The sequence below is a fragment of the Thioclava marina genome (assembly GCF_002020135.1).
Classification (GTDB): Bacteria; Pseudomonadota; Alphaproteobacteria; order Rhodobacterales; family Rhodobacteraceae; genus Thioclava; species Thioclava marina.
Genome location: NZ_MPZS01000001.1, coordinates 1,226,135 through 1,245,003 on the forward strand (window position 1 = coordinate 1,226,135; position 18,869 = coordinate 1,245,003).

General features: G+C 65.1%; 16 protein-coding genes. 6 read left to right on the forward strand and 10 right to left on the reverse strand.

Features of this window, described 5'->3' with window-relative positions; genetic code table 11:
- Positions 1-23: 23 nt before the first annotated feature.
- Complete coding sequence (trpS, locus tag BMG00_RS05895) at positions 24-1,064, reverse strand: tryptophan--tRNA ligase (RefSeq protein WP_078573644.1); 1,041 nt, start codon at positions 1,062-1,064, stop codon at positions 24-26.
- Between the two features lie 127 nt (positions 1,065-1,191).
- Here trpS and BMG00_RS05900 point away from each other — a divergent pair, with 127 nt between their 5' ends.
- From BMG00_RS05900 to BMG00_RS05915, 4 genes are all read left to right on the forward strand, one after another.
- On the forward strand, positions 1,192-1,878 hold the full coding sequence (locus BMG00_RS05900) for a rhomboid family intramembrane serine protease (RefSeq protein ID WP_078573645.1): 687 nt from the start codon (positions 1,192-1,194) through the stop codon (positions 1,876-1,878).
- A 133-nt stretch (positions 1,879-2,011) separates the two neighbouring features.
- Entirely contained in the window at positions 2,012-3,295 is a 1,284-nt protein-coding gene (locus tag BMG00_RS05905) for an O-acetylhomoserine aminocarboxypropyltransferase/cysteine synthase family protein (protein ID WP_078525368.1), read from the forward strand.
- Between the two features lie 181 nt (positions 3,296-3,476).
- Positions 3,477-6,437: a hypothetical protein gene (locus tag BMG00_RS05910; protein WP_078573646.1), complete on the forward strand. Its 2,961-nt coding sequence runs from the start codon at positions 3,477-3,479 to the stop codon at positions 6,435-6,437.
- A gap of 138 nt (positions 6,438-6,575) precedes the next feature.
- On the forward strand, positions 6,576-8,468 hold the full coding sequence (locus BMG00_RS05915) for a monovalent cation:proton antiporter-2 (CPA2) family protein (RefSeq protein ID WP_078525372.1): 1,893 nt from the start codon (positions 6,576-6,578) through the stop codon (positions 8,466-8,468).
- A 110-nt stretch (positions 8,469-8,578) separates the two neighbouring features.
- Here BMG00_RS05915 and BMG00_RS05920 read toward each other — a convergent pair whose 3' ends face one another.
- The 5 genes from BMG00_RS05920 to BMG00_RS05940 form a co-directional block, all read right to left on the reverse strand.
- Positions 8,579-9,088, reverse strand: coding sequence for a CarD family transcriptional regulator (locus tag BMG00_RS05920; RefSeq protein ID WP_078527160.1), 510 nt, complete (start codon positions 9,086-9,088; stop codon positions 8,579-8,581).
- A 319-nt stretch (positions 9,089-9,407) separates the two neighbouring features.
- Positions 9,408-9,749 (reverse strand): ferredoxin FdxA, encoded by a 342-nt coding sequence (gene fdxA / locus BMG00_RS05925; protein ID WP_078525374.1) that lies wholly within the window; start codon positions 9,747-9,749, stop codon positions 9,408-9,410.
- Between the two features lie 102 nt (positions 9,750-9,851).
- A complete protein-coding gene (locus tag BMG00_RS05930; RefSeq protein ID WP_078573647.1) occupies positions 9,852-10,127 on the reverse strand; it encodes an RNA-binding S4 domain-containing protein in 276 nt (91 codons plus the stop codon).
- Positions 10,128-10,136: 9 nt separating this feature from the next.
- Positions 10,137-12,989 (reverse strand): helicase-related protein, encoded by a 2,853-nt coding sequence (locus tag BMG00_RS05935; RefSeq protein ID WP_078573648.1) that lies wholly within the window; start codon positions 12,987-12,989, stop codon positions 10,137-10,139.
- 18 nt (positions 12,990-13,007) lie between these two features.
- The gene (locus BMG00_RS05940) at positions 13,008-13,580 is read right to left on the reverse strand and encodes a tetratricopeptide repeat protein (protein ID WP_078525380.1); all 573 of its coding nucleotides are present in this window, start codon (positions 13,578-13,580) and stop codon (positions 13,008-13,010) included.
- A gap of 65 nt (positions 13,581-13,645) precedes the next feature.
- Here BMG00_RS05940 and BMG00_RS05945 point away from each other — a divergent pair, with 65 nt between their 5' ends.
- Complete coding sequence (locus BMG00_RS05945) at positions 13,646-13,933, forward strand: SCP2 sterol-binding domain-containing protein (protein ID WP_078525382.1); 288 nt, start codon at positions 13,646-13,648, stop codon at positions 13,931-13,933.
- Positions 13,933-14,916 carry an alpha/beta fold hydrolase gene (locus BMG00_RS05950; RefSeq protein ID WP_078525384.1) on the forward strand — a complete coding sequence of 328 codons (984 nt, stop codon included), beginning with the start codon at positions 13,933-13,935 and terminating at the stop codon, positions 14,914-14,916. The genes BMG00_RS05945 and BMG00_RS05950 overlap by 1 nt, the downstream gene beginning before the upstream one ends.
- On the opposite strand, the gene BMG00_RS05955 is transcribed toward BMG00_RS05950, so the two are convergent.
- The 4 genes from BMG00_RS05955 to BMG00_RS05970 are packed head-to-tail and all read right to left on the reverse strand — an operon-like array spanning position 14,897 to position 18,847.
- Positions 14,897-15,622, reverse strand: a complete 726-nt coding sequence (locus BMG00_RS05955) for a proteasome-type protease (protein WP_078525386.1) — start codon at positions 15,620-15,622, stop codon at positions 14,897-14,899. The genes BMG00_RS05950 and BMG00_RS05955 overlap by 20 nt on opposite strands.
- 33 nt (positions 15,623-15,655) lie before the next feature.
- The gene (locus tag BMG00_RS05960; protein ID WP_078525388.1) at positions 15,656-16,468 is read right to left on the reverse strand and encodes a transglutaminase family protein; all 813 of its coding nucleotides are present in this window, start codon (positions 16,466-16,468) and stop codon (positions 15,656-15,658) included.
- Entirely contained in the window at positions 16,465-17,427 is a 963-nt protein-coding gene (locus BMG00_RS05965) for an alpha-E domain-containing protein (protein ID WP_078525390.1), read from the reverse strand. Before BMG00_RS05965 ends, BMG00_RS05960 begins: the two co-directional genes overlap by 4 nt.
- A 7-nt stretch (positions 17,428-17,434) precedes the next feature.
- Positions 17,435-18,847 carry a circularly permuted type 2 ATP-grasp protein gene (locus BMG00_RS05970; protein ID WP_078527162.1) on the reverse strand — a complete coding sequence of 471 codons (1,413 nt, stop codon included), beginning with the start codon at positions 18,845-18,847 and terminating at the stop codon, positions 17,435-17,437.
- Between the last annotated feature and the right edge of the window lie 22 nt (positions 18,848-18,869).

Here is an 18,869-nt window from a genome sequence, read left to right on the forward strand (position 1 = left end):
AAGCCGCCCCCTCCCCCATTCAATCAGCGCGAGCGGATCATTCCCATGATTTCGAGCGTGCGCGCGAGGATCGGCTGCGCAATCTCGTCAGCGCGATTTGCACCGTCGCCCAGGATCCGGTCGATCTCGGCAGGGTCGTTCATCAGCCGGGTCATCTCATCCGAGATCGGCGCGAGTTTCGCGACCGCGAGCTCAGCCAGCGCCGGTTTGAACTTTCCGAAGCCCTCGCCGCCGAACTCGCCCAGCACCTGGGCCGGCGTCATGTCCGCCAGCGCCGCGTAGATGTTCACGAGATTGCGTGCCTCGGGCCGGTCCTTGAGCCCGTCCAGCTCGGAGGGCAGCGGCTCGGGATCGGTCACAGCCTTGCGGATCTTCTTCGCGATCGTGCCGGCATCGTCGGTCAGGTTGATGCGGCTCGCATCCGACGGGTCGGATTTCGACATCTTCTTCGTGCCGTCGCGCAGGGACATCACGCGGGTCGCGGCGCCCTCGATCAGAGGCTCGGGAGCGGGGAAGAACTCGGTCTTGAAGTCATGGTTGAACTTCGCCGCGATGTCGCGGGTCAGCTCCACATGCTGCTTCTGGTCCTCGCCCACCGGCACCATCGTCGCGTGATACAGCAGGATGTCGGCGGCCATCAGCGCGGGATAGGCGTAAAGGCCAAGCGAGGCCTTCTCGGCATTCTTGCCCGCCTTGTCCTTGAACTGGGTCATCCGGTTCATCCAGCCCAGACGCGCCACGCAGTTCAGGAGCCATGCCAGTTCCGCATGGGCCGACACTTGCGATTGGTTGAACAGGATCGAGCGTTTCGGATCGACGCCCGAGGCGATGAAGGCGGCGGCGGCTTCGCGAGTGTTGCGGCGCAGCGCTTCGGGGTCTTGCCAGACCGTGATCGCGTGCAGGTCGACGAGGCAATAGATCGTCTCGATCCCCTCATCCTGCTTCTGGGCAAAGCGCTTGAGCGCGCCCAGATAGTTGCCCAGCGTCAACCCGCCCGAGGGCTGGATGCCTGAGAAGATCCGCGGTTTGAAATTGGCGTTCGGGGTCTGCGCGTCGTCGCTCATCTGATGCTCCTGATCTGCGGGGGGTGGAAGCCCGCCTCCTGCGGTTCCCGGGGTGGAAATCCGCTCCCCGCTCGCTTATCGCTAAAGCGCATAGGGCGCAACTGAGCCCCGGCGAATTGGAGACGAGATGCGCGACGGCTATGATGAGAACCCGGTGAACCCGCTCCCCCCGGTGGTGTGGCTGCTCGCGCTGCCGATCATCGCGACCGAGCTGTTCTTCGCGATGGGGAGCAGCGGTTTGATCGGTGGGCCGGGCGCTGCGGGCTGGCGGCTCGATGCGCTGCAGAAATTCGCCTTCTCGCCGCAGTTGATGCGCGCCATGGTCGAAACCGGGCAATACCCGCCCGAACATCTGATGCGGTTGGTGACCTATCCGTTCGTGAATGCCTCCGTGACCCAGGCGATCTTCGTGCTCGTCTTCCTTCTGGCGCTTGGCAAGATGGTGGGCGAGGTCTTCTCGAACCTCGCCGTGGCAGTGGTGTTCCTCGGCGCGAGCATCGCCGGCGCTCTGATCTATGGCGCGATGCCCTTCACCGAGATCGGACTCTATGGCGGCTATCCGGGCGATTACGGGCTGATCGGCGCGTTCACCTGGATCCTGTGGACACGGCTGGGGCAGGAGAACGCGAACCAGTTGCGGGCCTTCTCGCTGATCGGCGCGCTGATGGGGATCCAGTTGATCTTCGCGATGATCTTCGGCGCACAGCCCGACTGGATCGCAGATATCGCGGGGTTCGCGACCGGCTTCGTGCTGAGCTTCCTCGTCGCCCCCGGCGGGATGAAACGTACATTGGCGCGGCTGCGGCGGCGTTAGTCCCGCAGGACAAGGGCAGCCGCCCCCACCGAGCCAAGAACGACCTCCCGGTATTCCATCACCAAAAACGAATGTGTTTGAAGCCCCTCGGGTGCGCCGCTAACGTCGCGCCCGAGAACAGAGGAGCCCCGAGATGTCCGACTACAAATTCGACACGCTTCAGATCCACGCCGCCGCCGCGCCCGACCCGACGACCGGCGCATTGCAGGTGCCGATCTACCTGACCACCGCCTACGCGTTCAAGGATGCCGATCACGCGGCACGGCTCTTCAATCTCGAGGAAGTGGGCTACATCTATTCGCGCCTCACCAACCCGACGGTGATGAAGCTCGCCGAAAAGGTCGCCGTGCTCGAAGGCGGCGCGGGCGGGGTGGCCTGCTCCTCGGGGCACGCGGCGCAGATCATGGCGCTCTTCCCGCTGATGGGGCCGGGGCTCAACGTGGTCGCCTCGACCCGGCTCTATGGCGGCACGATCACCCAGTTCAGCCAGACGATCAAACGCTTCGGCTGGTCGGCCAAGTTTGTCGATTTCGACGATCTCGACGCATTGGAAGAAGCGATCGACGAGAACACCCGCGCGATCTTCTGCGAGTCGATCTCGAACCCGGGCGGCTACATCACCGATATTCCGGCCGTGGCGAAACTGGCCGACAAGGCTGGCCTGCCGCTGATCGTCGACAACACGCTTGCCACGCCCTACCTGTGCCGCCCGATCGAGATGGGCGCGACGCTCGTCGTGCACTCGCTGACCAAATACATGACCGGCAACGGTACCGTCACCGGCGGCTGCGTGATTGACAGCGGCAAGTTCGATTGGTCGGCCTCGGACAAGTTCCCCTCGCTCAGCGCGCCCGAGCCCGCCTATCACGGGTTGAAGTTCCACGAAGCGCTGGGGCCGATGGCCTTCACTTTCCACTCGATCGCGGTGGGGCTGCGCGACCTCGGCATGACGATGAACCCGCAAGGGGCGCATTACACGATGATGGGGCTCGAGACGCTGAGCTTGCGCATGGACAAACACGTCGCCAACGCCAAGGCCGTGGCCGAATGGCTCGAGAAGGACCCGCGCATCGATTTCGTGACCTATGCCGGACTCGAGAGCTCGCCCTGGCACGATCGCGTCGCCAAGGTCTGCCCGAAAGGCGCGGGCGCGCTTTTCACCGTCGCGGTGAAGGGTGGCTACGAGGCCTGCGTGAAGCTGGTGAACAATCTCAAGCTCTTCAGCCATGTCGCGAATCTGGGAGATGCGCGCTCGCTGATCATCCATTCCGCCTCGACCACGCATCGCCAGCTGACCGAGGCGCAGCAGATCGCGGCAGGCGCGGCGCCGAACGTGGTGCGGCTCTCGATCGGGATCGAGAATGCCGAGGATCTGATCGCCGATCTCGATCAGGCGCTGACGGCGGCAACCGCCTGATCCGCAAGCGTCCGATCGCAGGTTTTCACAATTTGGCTCGCCCCGGATCCGCTCCGGGGCGAGCTGACTGTGGAAAACCGGCAATCTGCCGCTCGCTCCCTCCGCGACGCTTTTCAGGGGCCGCAAACTGCTTTACGAAGATGTGAGTATCCAGCGTTCCTGACGGCCCAAGCCCACCCAAATGAAACCCGATTTTGCATTGATCCTTTCGCATGACGGCATCGCCCTGGTGCATCGCGCGAAAGAGGGTTGGCGGCTTCTTGGCGAGGTCTCGCTGGAAGACGACGATCCCGGCCCCGCGATCGAGGCATTGCGCGACAATGCGCGCGCGCTTGCGCCGCGCGGGTTTGCCACCAAGCTGGTCCTGCCGGATTCGCAAATCCTGTACACGGCAATCTACGCCCCTGGGCCGAGCCCCGCGCAGCGCCGCCGTCAGATCGAGGTCGCCCTCGAGGGGATGACCCCTTACCCCGTGCCGGACCTCGTCTACGATTTCGCAGGCGGCGGGCAGACTGTGCAGGTCGCCGTGATCGCACGCGAGACGCTGGGCGAGGCGGAAGGGTTCGCAGAAAGCTACGGCTTCAACCCGGTCGGCTTCGTCGCGGCCCCCGAGCTTGCGGATTTTCCCGGCGAGCCGCATTTCGGCCTGACCTCCGTCGCGGCGCGCTACATCCCCGAGGGCGCGCGGGTCGATCCCGATCCGCAGGTGATCGTGCTCCTGCCCGGCCCGGTCGCTGCAAATGAGCCCACCCCAGAGGCCATCGCCGAACCGCAGGCCGGGCCTGTCGCGGATATGCCCGCCTCTCCCGCGGCACCCGCGCTCGAAGCGGACGCCCGCGACGAAGCCGCCGAGCAGGATCCCGAGCCCAATACTGAAATTGCCCCGGTGCCTGACACCGGGCGGGAAGCCCTCGCCATAGAGCCTGAGCCTGAGCCTGAGCCTGAGCCTGAGCCTGAGAAGGCTGAGGCCGAGCCTCCTGTCACGCAAGAGCCCGCCGAGCTTTCCGACCCCGAGGAAGACGGGATCGAACCCGAGGAATTGGCCGAGCTGGGCGCGCTCGATCTGCCGCCCGAGCCGGTCGCGGATCTGCCGCAGGAAGCGGCGATGCTCGAAGGGCTGCTCGACGAGGCCCCCTCGACAGAGACAAGCGATGCGCCCCAGGTGGACGCCTCCGACGACATCGCACCTAAGACGACCGACGAGGCCGCGTCCGACGCCGCGCCAACGGACATGCCCGACGAGGCTGCATCCGAAGAATCCGCCGTGGATCTCCCGCCCAAGCTGCCCGAGAGTCTCATCGCAGCCTTTGCGACCCGTCGCGATCGGGACACCGCGCAGGAGGAGACAGCGGCGCCGCGTCTCGGCGGCGTCGGCCGTCTGAGCCCGCCGCAGCCGGACCGCAAGAAGATCCTGACCGGAGAGGCCGGGATCAACGCACCCAAGCTCGATCTGCCCGAACCCGATCCGCGCTTCGCCCCTCCCGAGCCCAAGGCCACGGAAAAGGCGGCAAAGGCGATGGGGCGCGCCGCGCGCAAGGGGCTCGGCAGTACGGCGGCCCTTGGCCAGAAAACCGCGAAGGCGCTGACGAAATCCCGGGCGAAACCTGCGCAGGTTCCGCCGAAACCCGCCGATACGCCAACGGAAAAGACCGTCTTTGGGGGCGACAAGCGCGCTGCTGTACCCGGCAAGCCGCGCTATCTCGGCGCGATGTTGACCGGCGCGCTGGTGATCTTACTGGCGATCATCGCGCTTTGGTCGAGCCTGCTCAAGGATCCCGTCGGCCCCGAAGAAATCGCGCAGATCCCTGCCGCGCCAAGCGCGCCGCCCGAGGTCTCGCAACCGGTCGAAACCGCGGCTGCGCCACAAGCCGAACCCTCCCCCGAAGCGGAACCGGTCGCGCCCGTTCCCGAGCCCCAACCCGAGGCGAGCGCGCCCGAGCCGCAAGCGCCCCCGGCCGAGATGCCCGCCTTGCCGCAAGTCACGCTCGCTCCGCCGCAGGCGACGACCGCGCCGGAAACCGAGACGCAATCCGGGTCTGAACCGGAGCCGACCGGCACGCTGTCGACCGCGAGCCCCGAAGGCATGCCGTCCTTCGACGCCACCCCGCTACCCCCGCCAGTGGCCGAGCCTGCCCCCGAGCCGGAGGTCACGCCGACCCCCGAGGGTACGCAGATGCCGGGCGGCTTCACGCTTTACGCCGGCAAACCCGATACCCTGCCCGCGCCGCGCCCCGATGCGGTAAGCGACGCCTATGCCGCGACCCTGCCGCCCACGCCCGACGCGACCTTCGAGGCAATCCCGGCGCTTCGCGGCTTCAGCCCCCGGCCCCGGCCCGACGATCTGACCGGCGCTGCGGCCGCGCCGCAACCCGCCCCTGCGACGCCTCCGGCGGATCAGACCGCCCCGCCGACGCCCACGCCGCCCGTCGACCAGGGCGCGCTCGATCCCGCGCTCCAACCGCACCCGGAGCTGCAAGATGCGCGTCCGACCGCCCGCCCCGAGGCCGTCACCCGTTTCGCGGCAAGTCAGGCGCCCGCAGGCGAACCTGCCGCCGCAGCCAATCCCCAACTCGCCGAGATCCGTCCCGAGCGTCGTCCCGCGACGATCCAGGAGGCCGTGCAGGGCGCAGTCGCCGCGCAAGATGCCGCCGCCGCCGCCAATAGCGACCCGTTCGCGGGCGCGACCGCGCTTGCGGTGGCACGCTCTGCGAATCCGCCGGAGAAACCGCGCAACTTCTCGCGTTCGGTCGAGCGCGCGCTGGCTGCGGCAATCGCTGCCGAGCCTGCGCCCTCCGTTGCCGTGGCGGCTGCCGCAGCACCCGCCGCAGCGCCCAAAGCCCAGCCGGTCGAGATCGACGAGCCCGAACCCGTCGCGCCTGCGCCCAAACTGCCGACTTCGGCTTCGGTCGCCAAACAGGCCACCGAAAAGAACGCGATCAACCTGCGCAAGATCAATCTGATCGGGCTTTACGGCTCTTCGTCGAACCGTCGCGCGCTGGTGCGTCTGGCCAATGGGCGCTTCGTGAAGGTGGGGGTGGGCGACCGGCTCGATGGCGGTCAGGTCACAGCGATCGGCTCGGGCCAGCTGACCTACAAGAAAGGCTCGCGTAGTTACACGCTCAAGCTGCTCGAAGGCAGCTGACGCAGAGCCGCCCCGCCGCCGCTGCATATCCCGCAACGCCGCGCCCTCTTGAACCCGCCCGTCCCGAAGCTACGCTAGAACTGACCGTTATTTTCTCAGGCGCACATCGCGCCCCAGCCCGAGGACGCACGCCCCGCGATGGAAAGCTTCCTGTTCCAAGCCACGCTCTATCTCGTTGCGATGGTTATCGCGGTGCCGCTCGCCTCACGTGCCGGGCTCGGCTCGGTCTTGGGCTACCTGATCGCGGGCATCCTGATCGGTCCGGTGACCGGGCTGTCGGGCGCGGAAATGAGCGACTTGCAGCACTTCGCGGAGTTCGGCGTGGTGATGATGCTCTTCCTGATCGGGCTCGAGCTGGAACCCCGTGCGCTCTGGGCGATGCGCGACAAGCTGATCGGCCTGGGCGGCATGCAGGTTCTGATCACGATGGTGCTGGTCACCGCGATCGTGATGGCGATGGGCGAGGATTTCCGCGTCTCGCTGGCGATCGGGATGACGCTGTCGCTGTCCTCGACCGCGATCGTGTTGCAGACGCTCAATGAAAAGCAGCTGATGCAGACCGCGGGCGGGCGGTCTTCCTTCGCAGTGCTTCTGACGCAGGATATCGCCGTGATCCCGATGCTCGCGCTGATGCCTCTTTTGGCGCTGCCGGGCGCTCGCGCCGTCGCGAAGGCCGATCATGGCGATCACGTCGTGGCCCGCCTCATCGACGCGCTACCCGCCTGGGGCGTGACCTTGATCACACTGGCGGCGGTGGTTTTCACGGTGCTGATCGGGCACTACCTCGTGCGGCCGCTGTTCCGCTTCGTCCAGACCGCGAAGCTGCGCGAAATCAACACCGCAATGGCCCTGCTGATCGTGGTGGGCATCGCGAGCCTGATGAACCTCGTGGGGCTTTCGCCCGCGCTCGGCACCTTCCTCGCCGGCGTGGTTCTCGCCGACAGCGAGTTCAAGCACGAGATGGAATCCGATATCGAGCCCTTCAAGGGACTCCTGATGGGGCTCTTCTTCATCACCGTCGGCGCGGGCATCAATTTCGCCGTCATCACGGCTCAGCCCTGGAACATCTTCGCCCTCGTGGGGCTGCTCGTCGGGCTGAAATCGGCGATCCTTTATGGCCTCGCCCGTGTCTTCAAACTGCGCGGCAAGGACCGCTCGCTCTTCACGCTGAGCCTCGCACAGGCGGGTGAATTCGGTTTCGTGCTCGTCTCATTTGCTGTCGGGCAGCGCATCTTGCCCAATGTTCTCGCCGAGAAGCTGCTGGTCGTCATCGCGCTGTCGATGCTGATCACGCCCTTGCTGTTCATCCTGCACGAGCAGATCGGCAAGCGCCTGCGCAGCTCGGACGCGCCCGATCCCGACGCGATCGACGAACAGCAGCCGATCATCATCGCCGGCGTGGGCCGCTTCGGTCAGGTGGTGAACCGGCTGGTGACCATGTCGGGGCTGCGCACGACCGTTCTCGATGCAGACCTCAAGACGATCCAATTGATGCGCACCTTCGGCTTCAAGGGCTATTTCGGGGACCCCACGCGGCCGGACCTGCTCGCGGCGGCTGGCATCAATCAGGCGCGCGTGCTGGTGGTGGCGCTCGACGGGCGAGAGCAAACCACGAAGCTGGTCGAATATGCCCGCAGGATCCGGCCCGATCTGCATATCGTCGCGCGCGCGCGCGACCGCACCCATGTGTTCGATCTCTACCGGGCTGGCGCGAACGACATCGTGCGCGAGATGTTCGACAGCTCACTGCGCGCAGGCCGTTACGTGCTGGAAAATGCCGGCCTGTCGGAATTCGAGGCGGCCGAACTCGAGAAACTGTTCTTCAAGCTGGACCGGGCTGCCGTGCGCGATCTCGCCAAGCTGTGGAAGCCGGGTGTACCGATGGAGCAGAACGCCGATTACATCGCGCGCACTAAGGAACTGAACGCCGATCTTGAAGCTGCGATGATGGAGCAGTTCCGCCGCCGTGACGATCGCGAGGAGAGCGACCGAGAGGCTCCAGGCACACTAGAGGGTGGGCCCGACGCGTGAGCTCACGCTGTGGGCGCGGCGCCTATCTCTGAAAGCGGAAAAGCCCCGCTCACAACAAAAAACGCGAGGCCCGAAAGCCTCGCGTCTCAATCAGTCTATTCGTCTCGGGATCAGGCGGCGCGGCCGACCAGAACCTCGTCGACGGTTTTTGCGGCACGGGCCTCATCGGTGCCCGACACGGCGGCGACTTCGCGGGTCAGGCGTTCGAGCGCGGCCTCGTAGAGCTGGCGCTCCGAATAGGACTGCTCGCGCTGGTCGTCATTGCGGTGCAGGTCGCGCACCACTTCGGCGATCGACAGCAGGTCGCCCGAATTGATCTTCTGTTCGTATTCCTGCGCGCGGCGCGACCACATCGCACGTTTGACCTTCGCCTTGCCCTTGAGGGTCTCAAGCGCCTTGGTCACGATGTCGGGCGAGGACAGGCTGCGCATACCCACTTCCGTCGCCTTGTTCGTCGGGACACGCAGGGTCATCTTGTCCTTCTCGAAGGAAATCACGAACAGCTCAAGCTTGAGCCCGGCGATTTCCTGTTCTTCGATGGACATGATCTTACCCACCCCATGCGCCGGATAGACGACGAAATCATTGGGGCGGAATTCGGTCTTCTTGGTTTTGGTCATGCGGTTCGTTTCCTTGCAGCCAGCCTCGAACCCCGGCATCAGGCGAGCACAAGACGCCCACGGGGCGCTTTGGCTCCGCGTTCGTCCGTTTATCGCGAGATCGCATCCGCAGGCGAGCAGGTCACTGCGAAAGGTGGGGTCGAAACTCTTATGTAACAATAATATAGCAGAAAACGCATGTATTTCAAAGCGCGATACGCTCGCGCTTTGTTGAACACCTTGTTTCCCAATGGGTTACGCAGCTAAAAGGGGCAACATGCCGCAGCGTAACCCAGGCTCCGAAGGCTCGAATCGACCCCCGGCGCGGTAGAATCGGGGATCAGCTGTCCCCTTCGCCCGGCTTCTCCGAGAAATACTTCTCGAGCTTGCCCGTCTCGCCATCATACTTCTCGGCTTCAGGCATCGGGTCTTTCTTCTGGGTGATGACCGGCCAAAGCTCGGAGTATTTCCGGTTCATCTCGACCCAGCTTTCCATCCCCGGCTCGGTGTCGGGACGGATCGCATCGGCGGGGCATTCTGGCTCGCACACACCGCAATCGATGCACTCGTCGGGATGGATCACCAGCGTGTTCTCACCCTCGTAGAAACAGTCCACCGGGCAGACCTCGACGCAGTCGGTATATTTGCAGTTGATGCAGTTGTCGATGACGACATAGGTCATGGCGAAACCCCGGTTTATCAGCTTCCTGACCCGTCCTAGCGGGGGAAGCGTCGTGTTTCAAGGGAACGTTCGGCCTTTTCGCTGCGGCATGACGCGCAGGTTTCAGGCTTCGGGTACGATCTCTTCGTAGAGGCCCTGCGCCTCGCTCGCCGGGCCGCGCCGGGTGCCGCATTCGAGGATGCGCAGCACCCGCACCTGTGCCCCGAGCCGAACCGTCAGAACATCTCCCGGGCCGACACCGCGGCCCGGTTTCTCGATACGTTGCCCGTTGAGGCGCACCTTGCCGCCCTGCACCGCGTCCTGCGCAAGGCCGCGGGTCTTGCAGAACCGCGCCTGCCAGAGCCATTTGTCGATGCGGATGCGCTCGGGCGCGTCCATGGCAGGGGCTTACTTCTTGTCCTTGAGGGCTGCGAGCACCGCGAAAGGATTGTCCGGATCGATCGGCTTGTCCTTCTTCGGCGGGCGCGCCTCGAAGTTGCGCGCGCCTTGCGGTTTGCCGCCCTTCTTGCCGCCCTTGAACCCGTCGCGGTCGCGCTTGCCCTGCGGCTTGCCGCCGCCCTTGCGCTCACCACGCTCGCCACCGGGCTTTCCGCCCTGCCCCTGATCACGGCGCGGCGGACGATTGCCGCGCGGACGCGGCGCCCAGGTGAAGGTGAAGAAGGTCTCGACCTCGTCGCCCGCAACCTCTTCGGCGGCGATCATGTCACCGCCCGCCTCGGCCGCGGCTTCCGCCTCGGGATGGGTCTCGGGGGTCTCCTCGCCGCCACCGGCTTCGGCCGTGGCTTCGGTCGCGAGCTCATCGGAGAGCGCCTGCGCGCCGGCCTCTTCCTCGGCCTTCTCGAGATCGGCAGCTTTCACCTTCGCGCGCTCGCCCTTCTCGGCCTTGTAGCCGAGCCCTTCCATAAGGTCGGCGAACTGCTCGAGCGTCATGCCGGTGATCGAGAGCATGTCCGGGTTGGCCTCGAAGCCGCCACGGCTGTCCTGACCGCGCAGCAGATCGGCGAGGCGTTCGAGCATGTCGATACGGATCGCGCGCGCGCCGGCCGGACGATAGCCCGAGAGGCGATAGGTCTCGGCGTCGAAACTGCCGAGATTGGGAATCGTCACGAGGCCCGGGGGCGGGCTTTCGGGGAACTCATCCGCACCCGACCAGAGCGAGGCCAGCACCAGCCGAAGCCGGGTCGGCGCGGGCTTCAGAAGCGCGGGCATGAAGATCGTATACTGGCCGAAACGCACGCCGTGCTTGCGCAGAGAACCGCGCGCGTCCTGATCGAGATCCTTGACCTCGGCGGCGATCTGCTCGCGCGGGATGATGCCGAGCGCTTCGACCATGCGGAAGGCGAAGCCGCGCGCGAGGCCCGTCAGTGCCTCGTCACGGCTCATCGCGAGGAGCGGTTCGAACAGGGCCGCGACCTTGCGGTCGATGAAATGCTGAAGACGGCGCGTGACCTTCTCGGCCACGTCCGAACCGGCTTCTTCGTCGACGAAGGCCTGCACGGAGGGGCGCAGCAGATCGGCCCCCTTCACCAGTTTGCCCACGGCGATCTCGCCCCACATCAGGCCGCCCTGTTCGGTGAAATCCATCTCCGTATCGGGCGCGTTGTAGAAGCGGTCCGCGCGCAGGGAGAACTCGGGTGCGAGCGCCTCATAGGCCGCGCGGGCGAGCATCTTCGCCTCGTCGGGCGATCCGGTTTCGTCCTGACGGAAGCGGAATCCTTCCAGACGGCCTGCGAATTCGCCGCTTACCGTCACTTCGCCCTTGTCGTTCACCTCGGCCACGAGGGTCTCCTTCTGCTTGAGCCGGCGCAGCAACACGGATGTGCGCCGGTCCACAAATCTTTGCGTCAGAGCGCCATGCAGCGCGTCCGACAGGCGGTCTTCTACAGCGCGGGTCGCGTCGCGCCAATGACTTTCGTCATCGACCCAGCCCTTGCGTTGCGCAACGTAAGTCCAGGTCCGGATGAAGGCGAGACGGCGGCTCAGCGTGTCGATATCGCCGCCTGTCCGGTCGATGCGCTCGATCTGACGCGCAAGCCAGTCCGAAGGCACGCCCTTGCCCGTTTGCAAGAATTCGAAGATGCGCGCGAGAAGGGTGGCATGTTCGGCCTCGGAAATCGAACGAAAATCGGGGATTCGGCAAACATCCCACAGGAGTTGCACATCCTTTGGGCTGTTGACCCGATCGCGGATCGCAGGGTCTTCGCCCAGCATTTTGAGTGCGCGCAGATCGTCGGCCTCGCGGCCTTTGGTCAGCCATTCGCCGCCATCGCGCTCGGCGGGGCGCGCCTCGAGCGACTGGATCAGCCGGTCGAGCGAGCCGAATTCAAGTCGCGCGCTGCGCCATTGCAGCCGTTGCAGCGGTGCGAAACGGTGCTGTTCGATCGCCTCGATCACCTCGGGCTGGAGAGGCCGCGCCTCGCCCGTCACGCCAAAGGTGCCGTCGGAGGTATGCCGCCCTGCCCGCCCCGCGATCTGCGCCAGCTCATGCGGGAAGAGCGCGCGCATCCGCCGCCCGTCGAATTTCGAAGTGGCCGAGAAGGCGACATGGTCGATATCGAGGTTCAACCCCATCCCGATCGCATCGGTGGCCACCAGATAATCGACGTCGCCATTCTGATACATCGCCACCTGCGCGTTGCGGGTGCGGGGCGAGAGCGCCCCCATCACCACCGCGCAGCCGCCCTTCTGGCGGCGGATCAGCTCGGCGATGGCATAGGTATTCTCGACCGAGAACCCGACGATGGCCGAGCGCGGCTTCATCCGGGAGATCTTCTTCGAGCCCGCATAGGTCAGCTCGGAGAACCGCTCGCGCTTGGTGAACTGCACCTTCGGCACCAGCGCGGCAATCGCCCCGCGCATCGTCTCGGAACCAAGAAACAGCGTCTCGTGCAGACCGCGCGCGTGCAGCAACCGGTCGGTGAAGACATGGCCGCGCTCGGGGTCGCCGCAAAGCTGGATCTCGTCGATGGCAAGGAAATCCGCGCCGATCCCCGTGGGCATCGCCTCGACCGTGCAGACCCAGTATTGCGTGCGCTCGGGCACGATGCGCTCTTCGCCGGTGACCAGCGCCACGACGGAAGGCCCGCGCTGCTCGACGATCCGGTCATAGACCTCGCGCGCCAGAAGCCGCAAAGGCAGGCCGATGACGCCGGTACGATGCGCCAGCATCCGCTCGATCGCGTAATGCGTCTTGCCGGTATTGGTCGGCCCCAGAACGGCCGTGATCCGCCCGCTTTGCATCGCTGCTCCGTTCCGGCCTCAGAGAGCCGTGCCCTGATGCGCCTTCTCGAGACGCGCAATGGCGTCTTTCACATCCTGTTGATGCGGGTTCAAGGCGAAAGAGGCGCGATAGGCTTCCAACGCGCGCGCATCGTCGCCCATCTCCTCGAGAATCGCGCCAAGCCCTGCGAGCGCACCCCAGTGGCGGGGCTCCAGTTGCAGCGTATGCGCGATATCGGAGGCCGCGGGGCCATAGAGACCGGCCATGAAATAGGCCGTGGCGCGTCCGTTCCATCCGGCGGCGAAATCCGGCGCATGATCGGTGAGTGCGGTGAAATGCTCGATCGCGGCATCTGCATCGCCTTCGTCAAGCGCCTGTTCACCGCGTTTCAGCAGCAAATCCATTGTCGCCGAACCCGAACGCGACCACGCCCTGCGGATATCCGCCTCGGCGCGCGCCCAGCCCTGTTCGGAGGGGTCGGCGAGCTCCTTGAAATAGGGATCGAGCCCCTCCGTTTCGGCGCGGGCAGGGAAAGCCGCAATTGTCGCGAGCGCGAGGCTTACGCAAAATGCCGTGACGACACATTTGTATCTGTGAATTCGGTGCCACATAGTTTCGACTGTAACGCAAATGCCGGAGAAAGCGAGAGCCCGGCCATCAAAACTGGAGGACTTCCATGAGCGAGGTAATCGACAAGGCTGTCGAGGCGCTGCAGGCGAAAATGCCGGACGGTTTTTCGTCCACCGCGAAATTCGTGATCGAGGATGAAGGCTCGATCATCGTCGACGAAAACGGCGTGCGCGCCGGCGACGACGAAGCCGAGGTCGTGCTGACCGCCGATCGCGACACCTTCGAAGGCATGCTCAACGGGGATGTGAACCCGACCTCGGCCTTCATGTCGGGCAAGCTCAAGATCGACGGCTCGATGGGCCTTGCGATGCAGCTGGGAGCGGCTCTGGCCTGATGGAGCGCGCGCCCCTTTTCGAACAGATCGCGCGCGGCCCCGGGGGCGGCGCGGCCTATTGGCTGACGGCCCGCGACGGTGTTCGCATCCGCTTCGGTCACTGGCCCAGCCCCCCTCAGCCGCGCGGGACCGTGTTCCTGTTGTGCGGGCGCACCGAATACATCGAAAAATACGGCCCTGCCGCGGCGGATTTCGCCGCGCGGGGCTACGCGATGCTGGCCATCGACTGGCGCGGCCAGGGCCTTGCCGATCGCATTCTGACCCATGCCCCCGAAAAGGGCCATGTCGGCGGGCTTCAGGACTACCAGTGGGATCTTCACGCGGTGATCGACGCCGCGGACGAGTTGGGTCTTCCCCAGCCCTATTTTCTGGTCGGGCATTCGATGGGCGGCGCAATCGGCCTGCGCGCGATCGAACACGAGCATCACCGTTTTTCCGCAGCCGCCTTCTCCGCTCCGATGTGGGGGATCAAGGCCCCCGCGCTGCTGCACCCGTTCCGCATCCTGATCGCGCAGCTTCTGGGGGATTCCTTCCTTGCCGAAGCCTACCCGCCCGGGATGAATGGCACGACCTATGTCTACCGCGACAGCTTTCTCGCGAACCGGCTGACACGCGACCCCGAGATGTGGTCCTGGCTGATCGACCAGGCCGCGAAACACCCCGACTTGACGCTTGCCGGCCCGACGATCCACTGGGTTGCCGAAAGCCTTCTGGAGTGCGAGGCGCTGGCTGCCCTGCCTTCGCCCGACCTGCCCTGCTATTGCGGGCTCGGGGCGGCGGAGAAAATCGTGCATTGCCCGGCGGTGCATGACCGCATGAACCGCTGGCCCAAGGGCAAGCTCGACGTCATCCCCGAGGCCGAGCACGAACTCATGATGGAGATCCCCTCCACGCGCGCGCGCTTCTATGACGGCTGTGCGGCGCTGTTCGATGCGGCCGGCGGGCTCGCGGCCCGCGACGGCCTTACAGCTGAATCTGCGTGAACCCTTCGCGCAGCGCGTTCGACCAGGCTTCGGACATGCGCGCGAAATCGGAATCACCCGCCTCGATCCGGCGGCGCGTGCCGATCTTGCATTCGTCCTTGCGGATCACCGCGAGATCGAGCGGCATCCCCACCGAGAGGTTCGAGCGCAGCGTCGAATCCATCGACAAAAGCACGGCCTTTTGCGCGTCCTCGAGACTCGTCTCGGGGCGCACAACGCGATCGAGGATGGGCTTGCCATATTTGTGCTCGCCGATCTGCAGGAAGGGCGTGTCCTCGGTGGCTTCGATGAAATTGCCTTCCGGGTAGATCAGGAACATCCGCATCTCGCCGCCCGCGCGCTGACCCGCGACGATCATCGAGGCCGAGGTCGAAATCCGCTCGGCATCCATGCGGCTGACGATATCCTTGCGAACGCCCGCCATCGTGTTGCCGATGATCTCGGCCACTTTGAGCATGGTCGGCGCTTCCATGATCGAGGTCTCGCCGGTCGCGTCCGACGCATCGACCGCTTCGCGCAGGCGCGCAAGCGTCGTCTGCGTGACCGAGAGCGAGCCCGCCGTCATGATCGCGATCACCCGCTCACCGGGGTCTTCGAAGGTAAACATCTTGCGATAGGTCGCGATATTGTCGAGCCCGCCATTCGTCCGGGTGTCGGACAGCAAAACCATGCCTTCATTGAGCAGAAGGCCCACACAGTAGGTCATAGTCGTCCCCTGATCCCCTGACAGACGCGCAATCTATTGCTGGAGCTGTTCCAGCGCAACTGTGACGTCCAGTCGCTCCTCGCCCGCGCCCTGAGTGATCCCACGGATCGGCGCGGCCTCGCGCGCATCCAACCCGGAGCCAAGCCGGATATAGCGCTCGTCGGGGCAGCATGCGTTGGCCGGGTCGAAGCCGATCCAGCCGATCCCCTCGACCCAGATCTCGGCCCAGGCATGGGCCGCCTCATGCGGCGCGCCATCTTCGGTCGCGAACAGGTAACCCGAAACGTAACGCGCTGGCATATCGACCGCGCGCGCCGCCGCGATCAGCGCATGGGCATGGTCCTGACAGACCCCCTCGCCCTGCGTCAGCGCCTCGGCGGCGGTGGTGTGGGTGTGGGTGACTCCGGGCTTGTAGGCGATCGCCTCGGCGACAGCGGAGCTGAGACGGTGCGCCCGATCAAGCATGTCCGACGCGCCCTCGACGGCGCTCTCGCCCAGTTCCTGAAGCGCATCGTCGATCCAGGTCGCAACGGTCTCGCGCAGATATGCCATGGGATGAACGAGCTCGCGGTGGCCGCGCAGCACGCCCGAGGTGTCGAAGGTTTCGACCTGCCCGGTGACCGTGACCGTGACGGCCTCCACCGGCGGGCGGATCGACCAACCCTCGACCCGGTCACCCGCGCCATCGCGAAACGCCCCCCCCTTCACGCCCCCTTCGACGGACACCGACCAGTCGATCGTGCGTTGTCCGTCGAAGCGCGAGGGAAAGAGGCGCAGCGATTGCACCGCAGCCCCCATCGGCGCGTCGTAATCATAGGTCGTGACATGATTGACCGTGAGGATCATCGCGCATCTCCCGACAGGTAGTTGCGTTGCACAAGCCCGGCCAGATCGCCGATCTCACCGATGAAGCGGGTGAGAAACTCGTGCAGCCCCTCGTCGAATATCTCTGTCACCTGGGTTTGTTCGAGTTCGCGCACGAGGCCGCGCACCCGGATCTGCACCGGTCCGCTCGCCGTCTCGTCCCCATAGAAGCGCCCGATATTCTCGAGATGATGCAGCGCCTTGCGCATTGCCGACATCAGCGAGCGCGGGCTCGCCGGGTTGAGAATGAGGAAATCGGCGATTTTCGAAGCGGTGATGTCGCCGCCGTAAGCCCAGTGGAAGGCGCGATAGGATTGAAGTGCCCGCAAGAGGACCTGCCACTGGTAATTGTCGAAGCCCGTGCCGACCATCTCCACCGAGGGCAGCAGCACGAAATACTTCACGTCGATCAGGCGCGCGGTGTTGTCGGCCCGTTCCAGCGCATAGCCGAGGTTCATGAAGAAGAACCCGTCATTGCGCAGCATCGTCGCGTCCATCGCGCCGCGCATCATCGCGGATTGGCGCGCAACCCATTCGCAGAGCTCCGTCGTCTCCCATTCCGAACGCGGCTGGCGTTCGATCTGGCGGATTTCCTGAAACGCGGTGTTGAGCGTATCCCAGACCTGACCGGTGATCGCGGTGCGCACGATCCGTGCATTCTCGCGGGCACGCTCGATGCAGGAAATCACCGAGGACGGATTGTCGCGGTCAAAGAACAGGTAGCTCTCGATATTGCGCTGTACCGGATCGCCATATTTCTCGGCAAAGCCATCCGCAGTGCCCGAAGCCTGCAAAAGGCTCTCCCATTCCGAGCGATAGCCGTGCCCTGCCGAGGGCGTCAGCGCGATCCGGGCACCCACCTCAAGCAGGCGCGCCATGGTTTCCGCACGCTCCATGTAGCGCGCGATCCAGAAGAGGTTTTCCGCCGTCCGGCTCAGCATGTCACAATCACTCCGCCAGAACCCAGGTATCCTTGACCCCGCCACCCTGCGACGAGTTCACCACGAGCGAGCCTTCGGTCAGCGCCACGCGCGTCAGCCCACCCGGCACCAGCTCGACCTTCTCGCCCACGAGGCAATAGGGACGCAGGTCGACATGACGTGGCGCCACCCCCTCTTCCACGAAGGTCGGCGTCGTCGAGAGCGCCAGCGTCGGCTGGGCGATGTAGTTAACCGGGTTGTCCTGGATCTTGATGCGGAAGGTCTCGATCTGCTCCTTCGTGGCTTTCGGCCCTACGAGCATCCCGTAACCGCCCGATCCGTGAACCTCCTTGACCACCAGCTCGGGCAGGTGATCGAGCACGTATTTCAGGTCATCGGGCTTGGCGCACTGCCATGTCGGCACATTCTCCAGAAGCGGCTCCTCACCGAGATAGAAACGCACCATCTCGGGCACGAACGTGTAGATCGCCTTGTCGTCGGCCACGCCCGCTCCCGGCGCCGAACAGATCGTCACCCCGCCCGAACGGTAGACATCCATCAGCCCCGGCACGCCCAGCATCGAGTCGGGCCGGAAACAGAGCGGGTCGATGAAAGCGTCGTCGATGCGGCGATAGATCACGTCGACCTTCTTCGGGCCTTCGGTCGTGCGCATCCAGCAGAACCCGCCCTCGACAAACAGATCCGCCCCCTCGACCAGCTCGACCCCCATCAGGTCGGCAAGGAAGGAGTGCTCGTAATAGGCGGAGTTGAAATGACCCGGCGTGAGAATTGCGATCGTCGGTTCACGGTCGCATTTCGCGGGCGCCACCGAGGCCAGCGTACGGCGGAGCGCGTCGGGATAGCCATCGACCGGCTCGATCCGGTTCTCGCGGAAGAGCTGCGGGAACATGCGCATCATGATCTCGCGGTTCTCGAGCATGTAGGAGACGCCCGAGGGCGTGCGGCAATTGTCCTCGAGCACATAGAACTCGTCCGGCCCGGTCCGCACGAGATCGATGCCGACGATATGGGAATAGATACCGCGCGGCGGAATAAACCCTGAAACCGCCCGCTCATAGGCCTCGTTCTGATAGACAAGCCGCGCCGGGATGCGGCCAGCGCGCACGATCTCGCCGCGCCCGTACACATCGAGAAGGAAGGCGTTGAGCGCGCGGGCACGTTGCTTGATGCCGCGCTCGAGCTTGCGCCATTCGCTCTGCGTGAAGACACGGGGGAACATGTCGAAGGGGATCAGACGATCCGGGTCGCCGCCTTCGCCATAAACCGCGAAGGTGATGCCGATGCGGCGAAACAGCGCCTCGGCCTCGGCCTGTTTCATTGCGCGCAGTTCCGCAGGCATTTCGCGCATCCAGCCATCAAGCCCGGAATAGGGCTGGCGAACCCTGCCCCCATCGAACATCTCGTTGAAATACTCGGTCATCGCGAACGCATTCACTCCCCTG

Bases quoted from the DNA above. Each gene is read 5' to 3' on its own strand.
- BMG00_RS05920 (WP_078527160.1), bottom strand. From the start codon at position 9,088: ATGACCAAAACCAAGAAGACCGAATTCCGCCCCAATGATTTCGTCGTC.
- BMG00_RS05955 (WP_078525386.1), bottom strand. From the start codon at position 15,622: ATGACCTACTGTGTGGGCCTTCTGCTCAATGAAGGCATGGTTTTGCTG.
- BMG00_RS05945 (WP_078525382.1), top strand. From the start codon at position 13,646: ATGAGCGAGGTAATCGACAAGGCTGTCGAGGCGCTGCAGGCGAAAATG.
- BMG00_RS05970 (WP_078527162.1), bottom strand. From the start codon at position 18,847: ATGACCGAGTATTTCAACGAGATGTTCGATGGGGGCAGGGTTCGCCAG.
- trpS (WP_078573644.1), bottom strand. From the start codon at position 1,064: ATGAGCGACGACGCGCAGACCCCGAACGCCAATTTCAAACCGCGGATC.
- BMG00_RS05915 (WP_078525372.1), top strand. From the start codon at position 6,576: ATGGAAAGCTTCCTGTTCCAAGCCACGCTCTATCTCGTTGCGATGGTT.
- BMG00_RS05900 (WP_078573645.1), top strand. From the start codon at position 1,192: ATGCGCGACGGCTATGATGAGAACCCGGTGAACCCGCTCCCCCCGGTG.
- BMG00_RS05910 (WP_078573646.1), top strand. From the start codon at position 3,477: ATGAAACCCGATTTTGCATTGATCCTTTCGCATGACGGCATCGCCCTG.
- BMG00_RS05935 (WP_078573648.1), bottom strand. From the start codon at position 12,989: ATGCAAAGCGGGCGGATCACGGCCGTTCTGGGGCCGACCAATACCGGC.
- BMG00_RS05930 (WP_078573647.1), bottom strand. From the start codon at position 10,127: ATGGACGCGCCCGAGCGCATCCGCATCGACAAATGGCTCTGGCAGGCG.
- BMG00_RS05905 (WP_078525368.1), top strand. From the start codon at position 2,012: ATGTCCGACTACAAATTCGACACGCTTCAGATCCACGCCGCCGCCGCG.
- fdxA (WP_078525374.1), bottom strand. From the start codon at position 9,749: ATGACCTATGTCGTCATCGACAACTGCATCAACTGCAAATATACCGAC.
- BMG00_RS05940 (WP_078525380.1), bottom strand. From the start codon at position 13,580: ATGTGGCACCGAATTCACAGATACAAATGTGTCGTCACGGCATTTTGC.
- BMG00_RS05950 (WP_078525384.1), top strand. From the start codon at position 13,933: ATGGAGCGCGCGCCCCTTTTCGAACAGATCGCGCGCGGCCCCGGGGGC.
- BMG00_RS05965 (WP_078525390.1), bottom strand. From the start codon at position 17,427: ATGCTGAGCCGGACGGCGGAAAACCTCTTCTGGATCGCGCGCTACATG.
- BMG00_RS05960 (WP_078525388.1), bottom strand. From the start codon at position 16,468: ATGATCCTCACGGTCAATCATGTCACGACCTATGATTACGACGCGCCG.